Annotated in this window: 13 protein-coding genes and 1 tRNA gene; 5 read left to right on the top strand and 9 right to left on the bottom strand. The window is 61.9% G+C overall.

Annotation, left to right across the window (positions count from 1 at the left end):
* Nucleotides 1-130: 130 nt before the first annotated feature.
* A tRNA-Ser gene (locus ACRQEC_RS07005) sits at nucleotides 131-215 on the top strand.
* A gap of 187 nt (nucleotides 216-402) precedes the next feature.
* Here the strand turns inward: ACRQEC_RS07005 and ACRQEC_RS07000 are convergent.
* The gene (locus tag ACRQEC_RS07000; RefSeq protein ID WP_284890389.1) at nucleotides 403-783 is read right to left on the bottom strand and encodes a hypothetical protein; all 381 of its coding nucleotides are present in this window, start codon (nucleotides 781-783) and stop codon (nucleotides 403-405) included.
* A 709-nt stretch (nucleotides 784-1,492) separates the two neighbouring features.
* Here ACRQEC_RS07000 and ACRQEC_RS06995 point away from each other — a divergent pair.
* Nucleotides 1,493-1,864, top strand: coding sequence for a hypothetical protein (locus ACRQEC_RS06995; RefSeq protein ID WP_016443361.1), 372 nt, complete (start codon nucleotides 1,493-1,495; stop codon nucleotides 1,862-1,864).
* Nucleotides 1,865-2,075: 211 nt separating this feature from the next.
* On the opposite strand, the gene ACRQEC_RS06990 is transcribed toward ACRQEC_RS06995, so the two are convergent.
* Nucleotides 2,076-3,599 carry a uracil-xanthine permease family protein gene (locus tag ACRQEC_RS06990; protein ID WP_394532820.1) on the bottom strand — a complete coding sequence of 508 codons (1,524 nt, stop codon included), beginning with the start codon at nucleotides 3,597-3,599 and terminating at the stop codon, nucleotides 2,076-2,078.
* Nucleotides 3,600-4,009: 410 nt separating this feature from the next.
* Between ACRQEC_RS06990 and ACRQEC_RS06985 the strand changes: the two genes are divergently transcribed.
* Nucleotides 4,010-4,606, top strand: a complete 597-nt coding sequence (locus ACRQEC_RS06985) for a LytR C-terminal domain-containing protein (RefSeq protein WP_026429025.1) — start codon at nucleotides 4,010-4,012, stop codon at nucleotides 4,604-4,606.
* Nucleotides 4,607-4,711: 105 nt separating this feature from the next.
* On the opposite strand, the gene ACRQEC_RS06980 is transcribed toward ACRQEC_RS06985, so the two are convergent.
* Genes ACRQEC_RS06980 through cysS form a run of 4 tightly spaced genes read right to left on the bottom strand, consistent with a single transcriptional unit; the run spans nucleotide 4,712 to nucleotide 9,370 of the window.
* The gene (locus tag ACRQEC_RS06980; protein ID WP_435734865.1) at nucleotides 4,712-5,260 is read right to left on the bottom strand and encodes an ASCH domain-containing protein; all 549 of its coding nucleotides are present in this window, start codon (nucleotides 5,258-5,260) and stop codon (nucleotides 4,712-4,714) included.
* Complete coding sequence (locus ACRQEC_RS06975) at nucleotides 5,253-6,824, bottom strand: hypothetical protein (RefSeq protein WP_284890385.1); 1,572 nt, start codon at nucleotides 6,822-6,824, stop codon at nucleotides 5,253-5,255. The genes ACRQEC_RS06980 and ACRQEC_RS06975 overlap by 8 nt, the downstream gene beginning before the upstream one ends.
* The gene (rlmB, locus tag ACRQEC_RS06970) at nucleotides 6,796-7,818 is read right to left on the bottom strand and encodes a 23S rRNA (guanosine(2251)-2'-O)-methyltransferase RlmB (RefSeq protein WP_284890384.1); all 1,023 of its coding nucleotides are present in this window, start codon (nucleotides 7,816-7,818) and stop codon (nucleotides 6,796-6,798) included. The genes ACRQEC_RS06975 and rlmB overlap by 29 nt, the downstream gene beginning before the upstream one ends.
* A 7-nt stretch (nucleotides 7,819-7,825) precedes the next feature.
* Nucleotides 7,826-9,370, bottom strand: a complete 1,545-nt coding sequence (gene cysS / locus ACRQEC_RS06965) for a cysteine--tRNA ligase (protein ID WP_284890383.1) — start codon at nucleotides 9,368-9,370, stop codon at nucleotides 7,826-7,828.
* 170 nt (nucleotides 9,371-9,540) lie between these two features.
* Between cysS and ACRQEC_RS06960 the strand changes: the two genes are divergently transcribed.
* The gene (locus ACRQEC_RS06960; protein WP_306471255.1) at nucleotides 9,541-10,938 is read left to right on the top strand and encodes an MFS transporter; all 1,398 of its coding nucleotides are present in this window, start codon (nucleotides 9,541-9,543) and stop codon (nucleotides 10,936-10,938) included.
* A gap of 143 nt (nucleotides 10,939-11,081) precedes the next feature.
* On the opposite strand, the gene ACRQEC_RS06955 is transcribed toward ACRQEC_RS06960, so the two are convergent.
* The 3 genes from ACRQEC_RS06955 to ACRQEC_RS06945 all read right to left on the bottom strand — a co-directional run bounded on the left by ACRQEC_RS06955 (nucleotide 11,082) and on the right by ACRQEC_RS06945 (nucleotide 13,820).
* Nucleotides 11,082-11,615, bottom strand: coding sequence for a CarD family transcriptional regulator (locus tag ACRQEC_RS06955; protein ID WP_284890381.1), 534 nt, complete (start codon nucleotides 11,613-11,615; stop codon nucleotides 11,082-11,084).
* 234 nt (nucleotides 11,616-11,849) lie between these two features.
* On the bottom strand, nucleotides 11,850-12,539 hold the full coding sequence (locus ACRQEC_RS06950) for a response regulator (RefSeq protein WP_026429031.1): 690 nt from the start codon (nucleotides 12,537-12,539) through the stop codon (nucleotides 11,850-11,852).
* Between the two features lie 9 nt (nucleotides 12,540-12,548).
* Nucleotides 12,549-13,820, bottom strand: coding sequence for a sensor histidine kinase (locus tag ACRQEC_RS06945; protein WP_284890380.1), 1,272 nt, complete (start codon nucleotides 13,818-13,820; stop codon nucleotides 12,549-12,551).
* Nucleotides 13,821-14,001: 181 nt separating this feature from the next.
* Between ACRQEC_RS06945 and phoU the strand changes: the two genes are divergently transcribed.
* Nucleotides 14,002-14,727, top strand: a complete 726-nt coding sequence (gene phoU, locus ACRQEC_RS06940) for a phosphate signaling complex protein PhoU (protein ID WP_087070324.1) — start codon at nucleotides 14,002-14,004, stop codon at nucleotides 14,725-14,727.
* Nucleotides 14,728-14,760: the final 33 nt, after the last annotated feature.

Raw genomic sequence — 14,760 nt, 5'->3', positions numbered from 1 at the left:
GAAGTTCGCAATCGGACAATCGGCTATCAAACTAACTGGTGATCGAATAACGTGGGCATCACCTCATCATGCTGAGTGGTGCTCACGCCCGAATCTACGCTAAGCTGTACAGGCAGTTTAAAACTGCCCTGGAGGATTCGCCTAGTGGCCTATGGCGCACGCTTGGAAAGCGTGTTGGGTGCAAGCCCTCGGGGGTTCGAATCCCCCATCCTCCGCGAACACAAAGCACCCGCTCCGATTTTTCGGCGCGGGTGCTTACTTTTTCCTGGTATGCCGCGGGAAAGTGGGTGTCGAGGTGGCGATTTCGTGTCGGGTCTTTTTGGGTCTTGACTGCCTTTTTCTGGGTTCTTGGGGGTACATTTGGGGGTACAAACCCAAGGGTGGGTGTTTTGTACCCCAAAGCTATGCGGCAAGCTGACTGACACGCCCCGCAGTAATACCGAGAGCGGCCGCGATATCCCGCGTCGAGTACCCCTCCTCCCGCAAAGCATGAATCGAACGCAAGGTCGCTTCTTGCAGACGGGCCTGTTCAGCTTGGAGTTCGAGTCGCTTCTTGGCGATTGCGAATGCCGTTCCAATTTCCGTACTTAAGCCTTCGCCGGCTTCTAGCTGGATGTTGAATGTAGCGTCATCTGGTAGGTCTGCGGCAAGGATGATCGCGTCGGTCATTCCCTTGCAGAGTTTTTTGATAGTGGGAGCAAAGTCGAGAGCTTCGGGATATTCAACCCCTTGACCAAGCCAGTCACCTTCCTCCCTGGTTACAGTCACGCGGTAGGTTTCCATTTTGCGAGCCACCCTTCCCCGAGTATTGGTGCAAGTTACTTTTCGACCGTCGCTAACATTTCAATGCGTTTGTTGATTTCTCTCGCCTTCACACCTACGAATTTAGCCACTAAACACTAACAGGTCAAGGTTCTAACCATCCCGAGTTCCCTGGCCGCCAGCGAGACAAGGGGTGTTTTTCCGAGATGTACTGCGCGCGTACAACAAATGCAGTACAGCTCCGAAAAGACATAGCTCCCCCGCCGGGGCACGTGTGGCTGCTGAGTATCTTGGGACTACAGCACTTCCCACACAGTACGACTTAGAACTCCTCACACCCTTCGTGCGCGAATTAACAGCCATTGGCACAGTAGGAATGTCCAACCTCGTTTGGAAGAAATCCGAGGGAACCATGCGAACGAAAACCAAGGCCGGCGAACTTGCCAGGTGCCACAACTCCGGTAAGAGTCGGAAGGAAAAACCCAATCCGTTTACCCCTATAGACGAAGCATGTTTACAGGGGTAAACTATCCGTTGTGAAACGGGCCCGCCTCTTGAACGAGCTCAAGAAAATCGCGAAACAGACCGGCCATACGCTCGTAACCACCGAAGGCACTCGCCACACGCGCGTTACCATCGGCAACGTAAGCGACATCGTGGGGCGCCACCGCGACATTCCAGAGGAAACCGCAAAGGCCACAATCCGTAAGTTCAGGAAAGGACTAGGACTATGAGCAGGACGCACGTGAGAGCCTTCCGCGACCACGGATGGTGGGGGCTCGAACTTACAGTAAACGGGGAAATTTACCATTCCCAAGCCCGTAGACTCGACGAAATTAGCGATATCGTCGCCGATGCGCTCAATCTTCTTAATATTGAAAACCACGGATTCGATTTAGTCATAGACGTTGGCTCAACCGCTGAAACTATTGCCCAGGCCAAGAAACTATCCCGGCAAGCTCACGAACTTCAGGCACGTGCATCGCAAGCTACGCGAGAAGCCGCTGCCAGCTTGCGATCTTCGGGTATGACCGTCCGTGAAGTTGCAGAGATTATGGAGCTTTCACCCGGGCGTATTTCCAAGATTCTACAAACAGCCTAGGAACCACGAAATACCACCGGGCACCCACGCTTTGAGTAGCGTGTTGTGCGATGCTTATACCATAACCACCGCGGGGGGGGAAGCTTCTTCAGCTTCCCGCCCCGCGTGCATCCATTTATTTTTTGAGGCCGGCCCAACCGCCGCCCCGGCTCGCCACATCGTGAGCGAAAGTCCGGGCCGCCTAGCTGCGCCGTCGTACTAGAAGATGCCGCTAGTTGCTAGCGTGCGTGCCCTCCGCACCGCGCAAAGCGTCGCGCGAAACATCCGCGCCGCTCATGTTATCCGCACCTGCGGCACCTCCCGCGCGCTCCGCAAGCTCCGGTGTGCTCTGCACCCGCTGGCTCGCCGGCGTGCGCGCCAGCTTCCCATCGGGCTGAACATCCCAGGACCGTTCCAGGTGACCTTCCGCAAGCTCCGCACCCGCGGGGGCCGAGGCCGGCGTCGCCGGTTCGAGGGACGTACCGCGCAGGCGCGATACCGCGCGCATGCAGTGGTAGATGATAATGGCACCGAAGGAACCGAGCGCGATTCCTTCGAAGACCATATCCCCCACCGCCCAGGTGTAGTTCGCAATCGCAACCACCATCGCCACCGCGGCGGTATTGAGATTGACCGGATCGGAGAAGTCCACGCGGTTCTGCACCCAGATACGCACCCCAAGCATCCCGATCATGCCGTAGAGGATTGTGGCCGCGCCACCCAGCACCCCGGGAGGAATCGTTGCAACGACCACGCCGAACTTCGGGAACATGGACAGCAGCAAGGCGCTCACCGCCGCCACAATGTAGGCCGCGGTGGAGTAGACGCGAGTCGCGGCCATCACTCCGATGTTTTCCGCGTACGTCGTGGTACCCGAGCCCCCGCCCGCACCGGCGAAAACGGTCGACAGGCCGTCAGCGAACAGCGCTCGGCCGGTTACCCCGTCCAGATTGCGGCCGGTCATCGCGGACACCGACTTCACGTGACCCACGTTCTCCGCGATCAGCACCAGCACCACCGGGACGAACAGCCCGAGGGTCGACACATCGAAAGCCGGGGCGTGGAAAGTGGGGACACCCACCCAGCTGGCATCGCCAATCGCGCTGAAGTCCACTTCCCCGCGGATGCAGGCGCATACATAACCGATAATCACGCCGATCAAAATGGACAGACGCCCGATAATGCCCTTGAAGAGAACCGTCACCGCGAGCACCGCCACGATGGTCACCACCGCGGTCACCGGCGCGGCCTTGACGTTATTCCAGGCAGCGGGAGCCAGGTTGAAGCCGATGAGTGCCACGATCGTGCCGGTCACCACCGGGGGCATGAGCTTATCGATCCACCCCGCACCGAAGACCATCACAATGAGGCCGACTACCAGCAGGGCCGCACCTGTCGAAATAATGCCACCCTGGGCGAGCGCCATCCCGTGCGAATCAATGGGACCGCCGCCCTGGGTGTAGCCGGTCACCGCACCGATGGGCGCAATGAGGGCAAAAGAAGAGCCCAGGTAACTGGGCAATTTTCCGGCGGTAATAAGGATAAAAAGAAGGGTTCCGCATCCCGTGAAGAACAATGTCGTCGAAGGATCGAAACCCGTTAGTAGGGGAACGAGGAACGTTGCGCCAAACATTGCAACAACGTGCTGCATTCCAATGCCGATTGTGGCTGGCCACCCCAGCCGTTCGTCCGGTTGAACCACCTCACCCGGCGCGATGCGCACACCGTCGCCGTGAAGTTTCCATACTTGTGCCATGAATGCTCTCCTCGTTGCTCTTCGCGCGGGCTTACCCGCACATCAGAAGGAATGGGTTCGCAATCTCGCAGTGGCGACCGGGGTACCGCGTGGCGACCGGCCCGCCCACACTCGTTTGAACCTGAATTAGTGTATGGCTTTTTGCGGTCGCTGCAAGTCCCGCGCGACTCGCTTCACAGGGGCGACGACGCCGCTACCGCTCAAAAACTAGGTAAACACTACCTAAACGAGGGGAGATGGGATGTGTCACACCTCCCGGCTTGGCGAGACGGTTGGCGACGGATGCGGCAATTGGGTTCACTACGGGCGGCGCCCGATGCAGCACGGAGTTGCCGGACGGCGCGACAGTGCGGGCTATCTCCCAGCGCGCGCAGCTGCTTTTTCGGGGCCGGTGAACTAGCGTTAAACCCGTGACCCAGCAGCATCTTGGGCCCCGCGAGGCCTACCGTCGTAAGATCCAGCAGCGCCAGACCGTGGTGTTCAGCATCGTGTCCGGGGCGCTCGCACTTGTTTTTGCCCTCTGCCTGCTCATTTGGCTCGGCATTATCCCTTCCCCGATCAATAAGGAATTCGCGGCGGACCCGGATCCGGATGAGGTCACCATCCCCTGCCTGAGCGGCCCCACCGCGCCGCTGGAGCTTTCGAAAATTAACGCGAATGTGTATAACTCGACGTCGTCGAGCGGACTTGCGGCGGAGGTTGCACATAACCTCGCGGAAATGGGTGTCACGGTAGGAACGACGGCGAACTGGCCAGCCGGTGTAGATAAATACGGCGCGATTGTGCAGGCCGGACCCGATGGCCTGGCCGCTGCCTACACCCTGGCGACGTTCATTCCCGATTCGGTGGTGGGCTTCTCTAATGACACCACGGGCCAAACGGTCACGGTGATTCTTGGTGAGAAATTCGATGCGCTACGCAGCCCGGAAGATGCTGCCGCTCAGCTCACCGACGGGCAGCTCACGTCCCCGGGCAATTGCGTGCCGGTGAGCGAAGCACGGAAGTAGGCGCCTTGAGTTACGCGAGCGGGGCGGATTAACGCCCCGCCCCACCGCGCGCCTTCGGGGCCTAGGTTGCTAGCGCTTTATGCGCGGCTAGCTCGCGCGGCCACGCTACTTGCCTACCACCGCGCCCGGCCCGAGGTGATCATCGCGGTCCGAGTAGAGCACGGTGAAGCGCTCCACCACCACATCCCCGGCCGGATCAAATTCCAGCCCGGCCGCTGCCGCTTCCGCCCGGAAGAATTCCGTGTGGGCGGCGCGCCAGCTTTCCAAGCTGCAATCCCCTTCGCCTTCAGCCTGCGCGACCTCCGCACTGACCTCCGCAAAAGGCATGACCTCCACGCTATCGGTGCGAATAAGGGCACGCGGGCGTTCCTCCCCATCCAGCACAATCGCCAAATCGCCTTTTTCGGGGAGCGGCACATCTTCGGCGCGGTAGCTATCCGCCCAGCTCGAGGTGGCAGTTTTCTTCCCTGCCACAATAAGTTCCGCAATCTCGGTGGCCTCATCGGAGCTCAAACCGAAGCTAAATGCCGGGGGCCGAAAAGCGGAAATTGATTCACCACCGGTGATGACCTCAAGCGGGTTGATTTTCCCGCGCGTGACCGCGCGGGCCCAAAAAGCTTCGTGGAAGCCTTCTACCTGGGTGTTCTCACTCATGAGCGCCCTCCTCGGACGGTCCGGATAGTTCGGACGGTTCAGACAGTTCAGACAGTTCGGTCGGTTCGGAAGCGTGTTTCGCTGGCCCCGGGTTCAAACCTTCGGCCTCCAGTGCGGCGTTGAGCCACTGGGTGGTAAGAATACGCACCAGGGCATTAGCCCCCAGGGCCCCGCCCGCGATGGTCAGCGCGCGATACCCGCGTTTATTCCAGCGCCGCGCCCCGGCGATAACCATCGCCAAACCCAGCCCGGCCTGCGCGGAAGAAATAATCTCCAGCAGCCGCGGATGATCCAGGTAGAGGCGCCGATACACTTTCCACATTCCAGCCGGGGCCGAACCGTAACCGGATACCTCATAGGCCAGGGATGCTTTCATGCGTTCCGGGAACGCCTGCGGGGTAAAGACGGTCGCTTCCGGAAGATCCGCCGGAATATCGGCGGCTTCCCGCGCCCCGCGCAGCACTTCGCCCACCGCGGCCGGCAGGCCCAGCACTTCGAGGAAGCGCGGCACCGCTTCGGATACCGGGGCGGTGAGTGCCTCGGTGAGATCCCCGGCATCCACCTCCGGGAAATCATCGAGAATACGCCGCACCCGCGCCCCCGCTCCCAGTTCTTCTCGGGAGAAGGCCGCGGCGGCGCTATTGGCTTCCACGTGCGGGAGATCCTGGAGGGTATCCAGCCACTTCCAGTAGGTGATCCCGGAGTTTTGCCGGATCACCAAAACCGGGTTGCGCCAGCTAGGCGCCGCCCCCGCGGTGGAAAGCACGATCACGAATCCGGGCCGCCGCCCGATTTCCGCATCGCGCGCCAGGGGCACATCGGCCACCATGACATTGGCGTTTCCGTGCGCGAAAACAGCCACCGGTTTTTTGATGCGCGCCGCCAGGCCCGGCACCCGCGCGAAAGGCACATCGGAAATAGCCACCATGGGCCCGTCGTGCATGGTCGGGATTTTACCTTCATCGCCGGGCAGCAGCGGGGAATCCGAAACCGGCGCGAAAGCCTGAGGTTCCTCCACTATCGGGTTCGCCGCGGCCGGTTCCGCCGCGTGAGCGGCGGCGGCGTCGTGCTGAAGGTGTGCATCCGCGTACGCGAGATCCGCTTCCGTGACATCCACTTCACCCAAATCAATATTCGGGTACACCACGTAACCATCCACCTCGATGTGGATTTTGCGCAGCTCGTGATCCATTTTTTGGGCGAAATCCACGAGGTTGAGGCCGGGCACGATGCCGGGTTCTTCCTCCCGAGCGCTCGCGCCGGTATCGGCATCCGCGCCGGCCTCAGATTCTGCACCGCTTCCGGAATGCTCCGCGCTTTCCTCGCCAGCCGGCGCCGGCGTGCCGCTAGGCCCATCCGTTTCGGCCGCTTCCAGCACGCTCCGGATCGTGGCGACGCGGCGCCGCTTGCCGGTCACCGCGATTTCAAAACGGAAAATATCGCCGTCGTGATCCCCGCGGACCACCACACCTTCGCGCGCGAAGAATTCCTCGAGCTGGGCGGGGCTGGTCAGGCTCTGGTCGAGCCGCTGCACCTCACCGCGAACCGGCCTCCACTGATACATTGTCCCCTCCGTTCATCCGTGCCCGGATCCGATCGACCTGGTAGAGCGAAATTCCCGTGGCGACCGCGGCGTTGAGCGATTCCATGCGCGCGGCAATCGGAATCGAGGCAATCACATCGCATTTATCGCGAATGAGCCGCGCGAGCCCGCGCCCTTCCGAGCCGGTCACCAGCACCAACGGGGTATCAGCCAGGCTGAGGTTCTCCACCGTGGTGGAGCCGCCGCCATCCAAACCGACCACGAAATAGCCCATTTTCTTCAGCTCATCGAGCGTGGAAGCCAGGTTCGTGACCCGCGCGGTCGGCACAATCGACACCGCCCCGGCCGACACCTTCCACACCGTGGCATTCACGCCGGCCGCGCGGCGTTCCGGCACGATCACCGCGTCCGCGTTGAAAGCCGCCGCGCTGCGCAGCACCGCCCCCAGATTATGCGGGTCGGTCACCGAATCGAGCGCCACGAAAAGCGGCAGCGGGCCGCCCGCTTCGTGGCGCTCCAGAGCCGCGTGCGCTTCCTCAATAGCATCCGCGTACTCGTAAGGCGGCACTTCGATGGCCACGCCTTGGTGCACGGCGTTATCCGTCATGCGGTCGAGCTCCCCGTGGGAAACTTCCACCAGCGGGGCGCCCAGCGCGGTTGCCTGCGCCGCGAGCTCCGCCAGGCGCTCATCGCCCACCGCGGAAGTCTGCATAAAGACCCTGGTCAGGGGCACGCCGGCCCGCACCGCTTCGCGCACCGGGTTGCGCCCGCAAATGAGTTCGTGGCCGGGGGCGAGATGCAGATCGCGGCGTAGCTTGAAGCTGGAACGCTCGCGCGCTTCGGCTTGCGCCTTGCGGGCATCGCGCACCTGCTTTTCCTTATAGGCCTTGTGGTAGACCCGTTCCTCCGCTTTCGGGGTGGGGCCTTTGCCTTCCAGGCGCCGGCGGTTGTTCCCGCCCGAACCGACCGTGGCCCGCTTCTTGCCCTTGGGGCGCCGGGTGCGTCCGTCTCCCATATTTCTCCTACTTTTCTTCCGCGCCGGTGGCGGGCGTTGCTGTTGCGGTGGCGGGTTGCTCCGCGGCGGCCGCGGGCGCGTCTGTGCCGGCCGCGGGCACTTTCGCCGCGGTGGCGGGCTTTTGCGCGTTTTCTATGTGCCAGTGCGCGCCGTCCGCCGAATCTTCCACCGCGATGCCGGCCGCGTGCAAAGCATCGCGGAGCGCATCGGCCCGGGCCCAGTCTTTCGCGGCGCGCGCGGCCGCGCGTTCCTCCAGCATAGTATCGACGACGGCGCCCAGCGCCCGCGCGGTTGCTTTGTCAGCCCCACTGGAATTACGCCAGGGAGCAGCCAGGGGATCCAGCCCGAGCACATCGAGCATGGCCCGCACCCGCACCTGGGCGGCGCGCACTCCGGCACTGTCCCGCTCCGCGAGGGCGGCGTTCCCGTGGCGCACCTCCTCATGGATCGCGGCCAGCCCGCTCGAGACATTGAGGTCATCATCGAGGGCCCGCACGAATGCTTCGGGTAGATCCGCCGGACCGACCGCCGCGATTTCTTCCGCCGGTACTTCTTCAGTGGCGGCAACCGCGCGTTCCACGAAGCCGGCCAGGCGCTCCCACACCGCCCCGGATTCCGCCAGGCCTTGCGGCGAGTAATCCACGGTGGAGCGGTAATGCACCGTTCCCAGCGCGAAACGCACCACCGCCGGGGATACCTGCGCGGTAACATCCTCCAAAGAGATGACATTCCCCAGCGACTTACTTATTTTTTCGCCATTAACGGTCACCCATGCGTTATGCATCCAGTACCGCGCGAAATTACGCCCGGCAGCATGGGCTTGCGCCTGCTCATTTTCATGGTGCGGGAAGCGCAAATCGATCCCACCACCGTGAATATCAAATTCCTTGCCCAGGTAGTGGGTGGACATCGCGGTGCACTCCAGGTGCCAGCCCGGGCGCCCGCGCCCCCAGGGAGTATCCCAAGCTGCGCTTTCCGGTTCGCCCGGCTTAGGGGCCTTCCACAGCGCGAAATCATGCGGATTACGCTTATCGGCTTCCCCGCCTTCCTCATCTACCACCATATTTTCGAGCTTTTGGCGGGTGAGGGAACCGTAATCGGGTAGCGATGCGACGTCGAAATACACATTGCCGGGCTTGCCCACATAGGCGTGGCCGGCGTCGATAATCTCCTGAATAAGCGTGATCATCTGCGGGATATGCCCGGTAGCGCGCGGTTCGTACGTGGGATCCAGGATGCCGAGAGTGCGGTAGGCGGCGCTGAATTCCTTTTCGAAACGGTAGGCCCAGGCCCACCACGGGGCACCGGCCTGCGTTGATTTATCGAGGATCTTATCGTCAATATCGGTGACGTTGCGCACCAGGCGCACCTCATTGCCGCAGCGGCGCAGCCACCGCACCAGCACATCGAAGGCCAGGGCGGAGCGAATATGCCCGATATGCGGGGATCCCTGCACCGTAGCGCCGCACAGGTACACACTGACCTTCCCGGGTTCCAGGGGAACGAAATCCCGGACGGCACGGGCTGACGAATCATAGATCTTGAAGCTCACGTAGTCAGTTTACCCGCTCCCTGCCGGCCAGGCAGCGCCCTTCCTCTGCTGGTGTACCGAGACTGTGCAACTGCGCCGTGGCCACAGCTGCGTCGTCGTACCTATTCCCGTACTACTGCCTCGCGAGCGCCGTTCAACGCCTCGTTACCCTCCTCGCCTACGATGAAGCCATGCACAACACTTCCGCGACGCCGAGCGCGAGCATGCCGCCGGCCACGCAACCGGCCAGCACGCCGGGCCCGCAACCGGCCAAGACGCCCGCCACCCCGCCCGCGCGTTCCGTTCTTTTCAACCGCCGCGTGCTCCCGTGGGCGCTGTGGGACTGGGGTTCGGCAGCTTTTAACGCCGTCGTCACGACTTTCGTTTTCACCCCGTATCTGTCCAACGAAAAATTCTTCGGAACCCAAGCCAATGCTTTGATCGGCTGGGGCCTGGCGCTGGCCGGGCTGCTCGTGGCGCTTATCGCGCCTGCGGTGGGGCAATGGGCGGACCGTTCGGGGAAGAAAAATTCCCTCCTCACCCTCACCACCCTCGTCACGATTGTGTGCATGGCGCTGCTGTTCCTGGTGGCGCCCTCGCCGTCCTACCTGTGGCTCGGGGTGGTGCTGCTGGCCGTGGGCAATATTGTTTTCGAGATCGGTTCGGTGGTCTACAACGCGATGGTCACCGATATTTCCACGCCGGCCACCCTGGGCCGCATCTCCGGTTTCGGTTGGGGCATGGGTTACGTGGGCGGTATCGTGCTGCTTCTCATCCTTTTTATTGGTTTCATCAGCCCGGATACCGGCTGGTTCGGGGTGACGAGCGCGAACGGGATGAACATCCGCGTGTGCATGATCGCGTGCGCGCTGTGGACGCTTGTTTTTTCCGCCCCGCTCATGGTGCTGTCCCGCGACGAAGCCCCGCGCGGGGAACAATCCCGCGGCGTCATCGCCGCCTACCGGGCGATTTTCCGCTCTATTGCGCGGCTGTGGCGCGCGGATCGCTCCACGTTCTGGTTCCTCATTTCTTCCGCGATTTACCGCGACGGCCTGGCCGGCGTCTTCGCCTTCGGCGGGGTGCTCGCGGCCCGCGTTTTCGGTTTCACGCCCGGGGAAGTCATGATTTTCGGCATCGCGGCGAACGTCATCGCGGGGGTTGCGACCATTGCGTTCGGGTGGTTGGAAGATATGATCGGCGCGCGCCGCGTTATTTTGATGTCGCTCACTTTGATGATAGCCTGCGGCTGCGTGTTGTTCTTTATGCACGACGCCGGAAAATCCCTCTTCTGGGTCTTTGGCTCTCTGCTGTGCATTTTCGTGGGGCCGGTCCAGAGTTCTTCGCGTACCTACCTGGCGCGGCGTGCCGGCCGGGAGAATAGCGGCGAGCTTTTTGGCCTCTATGCCACGACCGGCCGCGCGGTTTCTTTCCTCACTCCGGCGCTTTATTCAGCTGCGATTATGAGCTTCGGTTCGCTGGCGGGAGTGAGTGGTGACGCCGCGGCCCACTACGGAATCCTCGGAATTATCGCGGTCCTCGCGGTGGGGCTGGCTGCTTTCTACGGTTCGCTGCGGGCCGGGCGGCAATAAATCTGGCAGCGTCGTCGAACCTTCATGCGTGAAGCGGCCCGGGAGAATTCCCGGACCGCTTCATTTACACGGGCCTCAAAACGTGCCTGTACCTCAAAACGAGCGTGCGCCGTGAAACAAAGGCGCCACGCACCTGAGGCGAACTAGGCGGAAGCCTCGGTACCTTCTTCTGAGCTGCTTTCCCGGCCTTCGTTGCCTTCGGCGAGGATCTCATCGAGGAGCTCCCCGGCTTCTTCTTCGCTCAATTCACGGGCGAGGGCAATTTCCGAGCAGAGGATCTGGCGGGCGCGCTGAAGCATCCGCTTCTCCCCCGCCGAGAGGTGGCGGTCGGTATCCCGGCGGGTCAGGTCACGCACCACTTCGGCTACCTTATTGACATCCCCCGAGGTGAGCTTTTCGGTATTCGCCTTGAAACGCCGGCTCCAATTGGAAGGTTCTTCCACATCCTGTTCGCGCAGAACCCGGAACACCACTTCAAGCTGATCTTCGTTGGAGACATCACGGACCCCAACTTCCTCAATGGATTCGGCCGGAACCTGAATGACCATATCGCCCTGCATGACGTTAAGCGTGAGATAGGTGCGCTTTTCACCCCTGATAATCTTGTCCGAAATATCAGTAATTTCCGCTGCCCCGTGATGCGGGTAAATAACGGTTTCTCCGACCTTGAACGGCATTGAATCAGAACCCTTTCTCCGCTGCGCGTTCGCGCAATATGCGCATATCCGATAGACATTTTACCATTGACGGTGTAGTCTCTGATCTTTTTTGCGCTGCAAGCCACAAAGCGCTGAGGTGCGGGCCACAAGTTCGCAGGCAGGCGGGCCGCCCATAGTTCGCAGGCAGGCGGGCCGGCCGTTCACCGGCACGCGGGCACGCGGGCAGCCGCCCGCGCTCACGCCCGGCCGCGACTACTCAGAAACCAGCTTGTAGCCGAGCCCGCGCACCGTCACCAGCGCGGTGGGCGCGGAAGGATCCACTTCGATCTTCGAGCGAATCCGCTTGACGTGCACATCCAGAGTCTTGGTGTCACCCATATAGTCGAGGCCCCAAATGCGGTCGAGGATCTGGGGGCGGGTAAGCACCCGGTCCGGGTTACGCAAGAAGAGTTCGAGGAGTTCGAATTCCCGCAGCGGCATGCTGATGAGTTCCCCGCCCACGTAGACTTCGTGCTTATCGGTATCCATTTCGACCCGGCCCACCCGCAGCACATCTTCGTCCACGTCGTCGGCGGCCCCGGTGCTGGCCCGACGTAGCACCGCCCGCACCCGCGCCACGAGTTCCCGGTAGGAATACGGTTTGGTCACGTAATCATCCGCGCCGACTTCCAAGCCGACTACCTTATCGATTTCAGAATCCTTGGCGGTGAGCATAATGATGGGCACATCGGAGGTGGCCCGAATCCGGCGGCATATTTCCTCCCCGGACATCCCCGGAAGCATGAGGTCAAGAAGCACCACATCGGGGCGCGCCACCCGGAATTGTTCGAGGGCCGCGGTGCCGTCCGCGGCGGTGACCACCTCGTAACCGTCCCGGCCCAGGTTGAATGCGAGGGTATCGCGGTAGGTCGGTTCGTCATCAACAACAAGAATCGTGGTCATGGTGTTTCGTTACTTCCTCTCCGAATGCTCAAGCAGACCGGTTTCAAGACTAGGAGCCGGCGCAGAATTTCCATCAAGCTCGGTTTTCCCGGCCAACGCAGCGCTACCGGCCGGCACAGAACTAGCCGCAGGCTCAGCACCAGCAGCAGTGTCAGGAATATAGGGCTCGGGCAGGCAGATGGTGAAGGTAGAGCCCTGGCCTACCTTGCTCCACAATTTGATGCGCCCGCCGTGGTCCTGGACCACGTGCTTGACGATAGCGAGGCCGATCCCGGAGCCCCCGGAATTGCGGTCCCGGGCGGCATCCCCGCGGTAGAACCGTTCAAAAATACGCTCGCGTTGCGCCGCCTCAATTCCTTCACCTTGGTCGACGACGGAAATAAGCACCTGCCCATCCGCCAGCGATGTTGCTATCGAGACCCGCCCGTGCGGCCGGGTGTAGCGCACCGCATTATCCAAAAGATTGCGGATCGCGGTGGCGAGCATGCGCCTATCTCCATACACCGTGAGACCCGGCTGCCCGCCGCTCACAATTTTCACTCCGCGATTGGCGGCTTCCACATCCATCCGCGCAACCGATTCGGCCACCACCGCATCTACATCCACGAGCTCCGTGGTGGTCAGCGCATTGCCCTCTTGGAGGCGCGAAAGCTCGATAATGTCCTGGACCAGGCCGCGCAGGCGCACCACTTCGGTATCCAGCTGAGCGGTGAAATGCCGCACCGCCTGCGGGTCATCCGCCGCGCTTTCGAGGGTTTCCACCAGCAAAGAAATCGCCCCCACCGGGGTTTTCAGCTCGTGGGACACATTGGCCACGAAATCCCGCCGGGTTTCCTCCAGTTTGAGCTTCTCGGTATTGTCCTCGAAAAGCACGAGCACCCGCCCGCCGGATAGCGGCGCCGCGTAAACCATCAAACGGGTATCGCTCTGATTTTTCAGCGTGGAACGCTTAATGGAGAGCGGGCGGGAGAGCACCTCCCCGGTATCACGCACCCGCGCCACCAGCTGGATGAACTCCGAGCGCACCAGGCGATCATCGCGCACCAACCCGAAACTGTAGGCCTGGGTCGAGGCACGTTCCACCACATCGAGGGCGGACACCAGCACAAAGAATTGCGGAATCGCCTCGAGGACTTTCACGGCGTCCTCCACCGGCTCCACCGTGGTGGTCACCCGCAGCGGGCGCAGGGAACGCTGCGAATAGGCGAAAGCCAGGGAGGCGATAATGCCCACGGCGATCCCTCCGCACACCGCAGCAAGAACAGCGATTCCTTCTACCATGGTTCCAGACTAGCCTGTCCAAGCTCAGCCTGGCACTCCCCACAGCCCCGAAACCCCGCTATTTACCTACTGTTTACGCAATATGCCGCTAGTGTTAACCCCATACTGCTGAAATGAAACCTGTGGTGCGCCGCCGTGCGCTACGAACGCGCCCGCGGGCGCACAGACATGAGGAGCTTTAATGCGTCAAGAATTCCGCAACGAAATGAAGACGCTCGAGGAAACGCTTGCCAAGCAGGCTCGCAGCGCCGCTCGGGCGATGGAACACGCCGCAGATTCGCTGCGGAACGCCAACCTGGCCCTGGCGGAGTCGGTTATCGATGCCGATGCGAATATTGATGAGCTGCAGCGTCAGATTGAGGATATGGCTATTTCGCTGCTGGCACGCCAGGCGCCGGTCGCCTCGGATTTGCGGACCGTGGTGACCGCCATGCGCATCGCCATCACCCTGGAGCGCATGGGCGATCTGGCTCGCCACGTTGCCTATATTGCGCGCGGGCGTTTCCCCGAACGCGTGGTGGGCGGCCCCGGCTATGACCTGCTGGTACGCATGGCCGATGAGGCCGTGCGGGTGGGCCGCCAGGTGGAAGAGCTGGTGCGCAAGCAGGACCTCGCCATCGCCGATGAAATCGATGAACGCGATGAGGTTCTTGACGATCTGCACCGCCAGTCCTTCCAGCTGGTGCTTGATGAAGATAACGGCATGAGCCACCAGGAAATCGTGGACGTGGTGCTGCTGGGTCGCTTCCTGGAACGCTACGGGGATCACGGGGTGACCGTGGCGCGCCGCATGCACTTCCTGGTGACCGGCCTGCGCGTGGATGTGGAATCCACCCCCGGCACCGAAGAGGAAATGCTCGGTGGCGACTTCCCCGAAGGTTTCTCCGCCGGGGATATGGAAGACTAATTGCCGCCTCGCCGCTCCGGCCAGGTTCGCGGG

This window comes from Actinotignum saccati (assembly GCF_051265055.1).
GTDB lineage: Bacteria > Actinomycetota > Actinomycetes > Actinomycetales > Actinomycetaceae > Actinotignum.
Note: the sequence above shows the minus strand (reverse complement) of the source record. Positions and strands in the feature narration are given on the sequence as shown.

What these genes read in the sequence shown, in the direction of transcription:
- ACRQEC_RS07000 (WP_284890389.1), bottom strand. Translation starts at nt 783, where the DNA reads ATGGAAACCTACCGCGTGACTGTAACCAGGGAGGAAGGTGACTGGCTT.
- ACRQEC_RS06995 (WP_016443361.1), top strand. Translation starts at nt 1,493, where the DNA reads ATGAGCAGGACGCACGTGAGAGCCTTCCGCGACCACGGATGGTGGGGG.
- ACRQEC_RS06990 (WP_394532820.1), bottom strand. Translation starts at nt 3,599, where the DNA reads ATGGCACAAGTATGGAAACTTCACGGCGACGGTGTGCGCATCGCGCCG.
- ACRQEC_RS06980 (WP_435734865.1), bottom strand. Translation starts at nt 5,260, where the DNA reads ATGAGTGAGAACACCCAGGTAGAAGGCTTCCACGAAGCTTTTTGGGCC.
- ACRQEC_RS06975 (WP_284890385.1), bottom strand. Translation starts at nt 6,824, where the DNA reads ATGTATCAGTGGAGGCCGGTTCGCGGTGAGGTGCAGCGGCTCGACCAG.
- rlmB (WP_284890384.1), bottom strand. Translation starts at nt 7,818, where the DNA reads ATGGGAGACGGACGCACCCGGCGCCCCAAGGGCAAGAAGCGGGCCACG.
- ACRQEC_RS06960 (WP_306471255.1), top strand. Translation starts at nt 9,541, where the DNA reads ATGCACAACACTTCCGCGACGCCGAGCGCGAGCATGCCGCCGGCCACG.
- ACRQEC_RS06955 (WP_284890381.1), bottom strand. Translation starts at nt 11,615, where the DNA reads ATGCCGTTCAAGGTCGGAGAAACCGTTATTTACCCGCATCACGGGGCA.
- ACRQEC_RS06950 (WP_026429031.1), bottom strand. Translation starts at nt 12,539, where the DNA reads ATGACCACGATTCTTGTTGTTGATGACGAACCGACCTACCGCGATACC.
- ACRQEC_RS06945 (WP_284890380.1), bottom strand. Translation starts at nt 13,820, where the DNA reads ATGGTAGAAGGAATCGCTGTTCTTGCTGCGGTGTGCGGAGGGATCGCC.
- phoU (WP_087070324.1), top strand. Translation starts at nt 14,002, where the DNA reads ATGCGTCAAGAATTCCGCAACGAAATGAAGACGCTCGAGGAAACGCTT.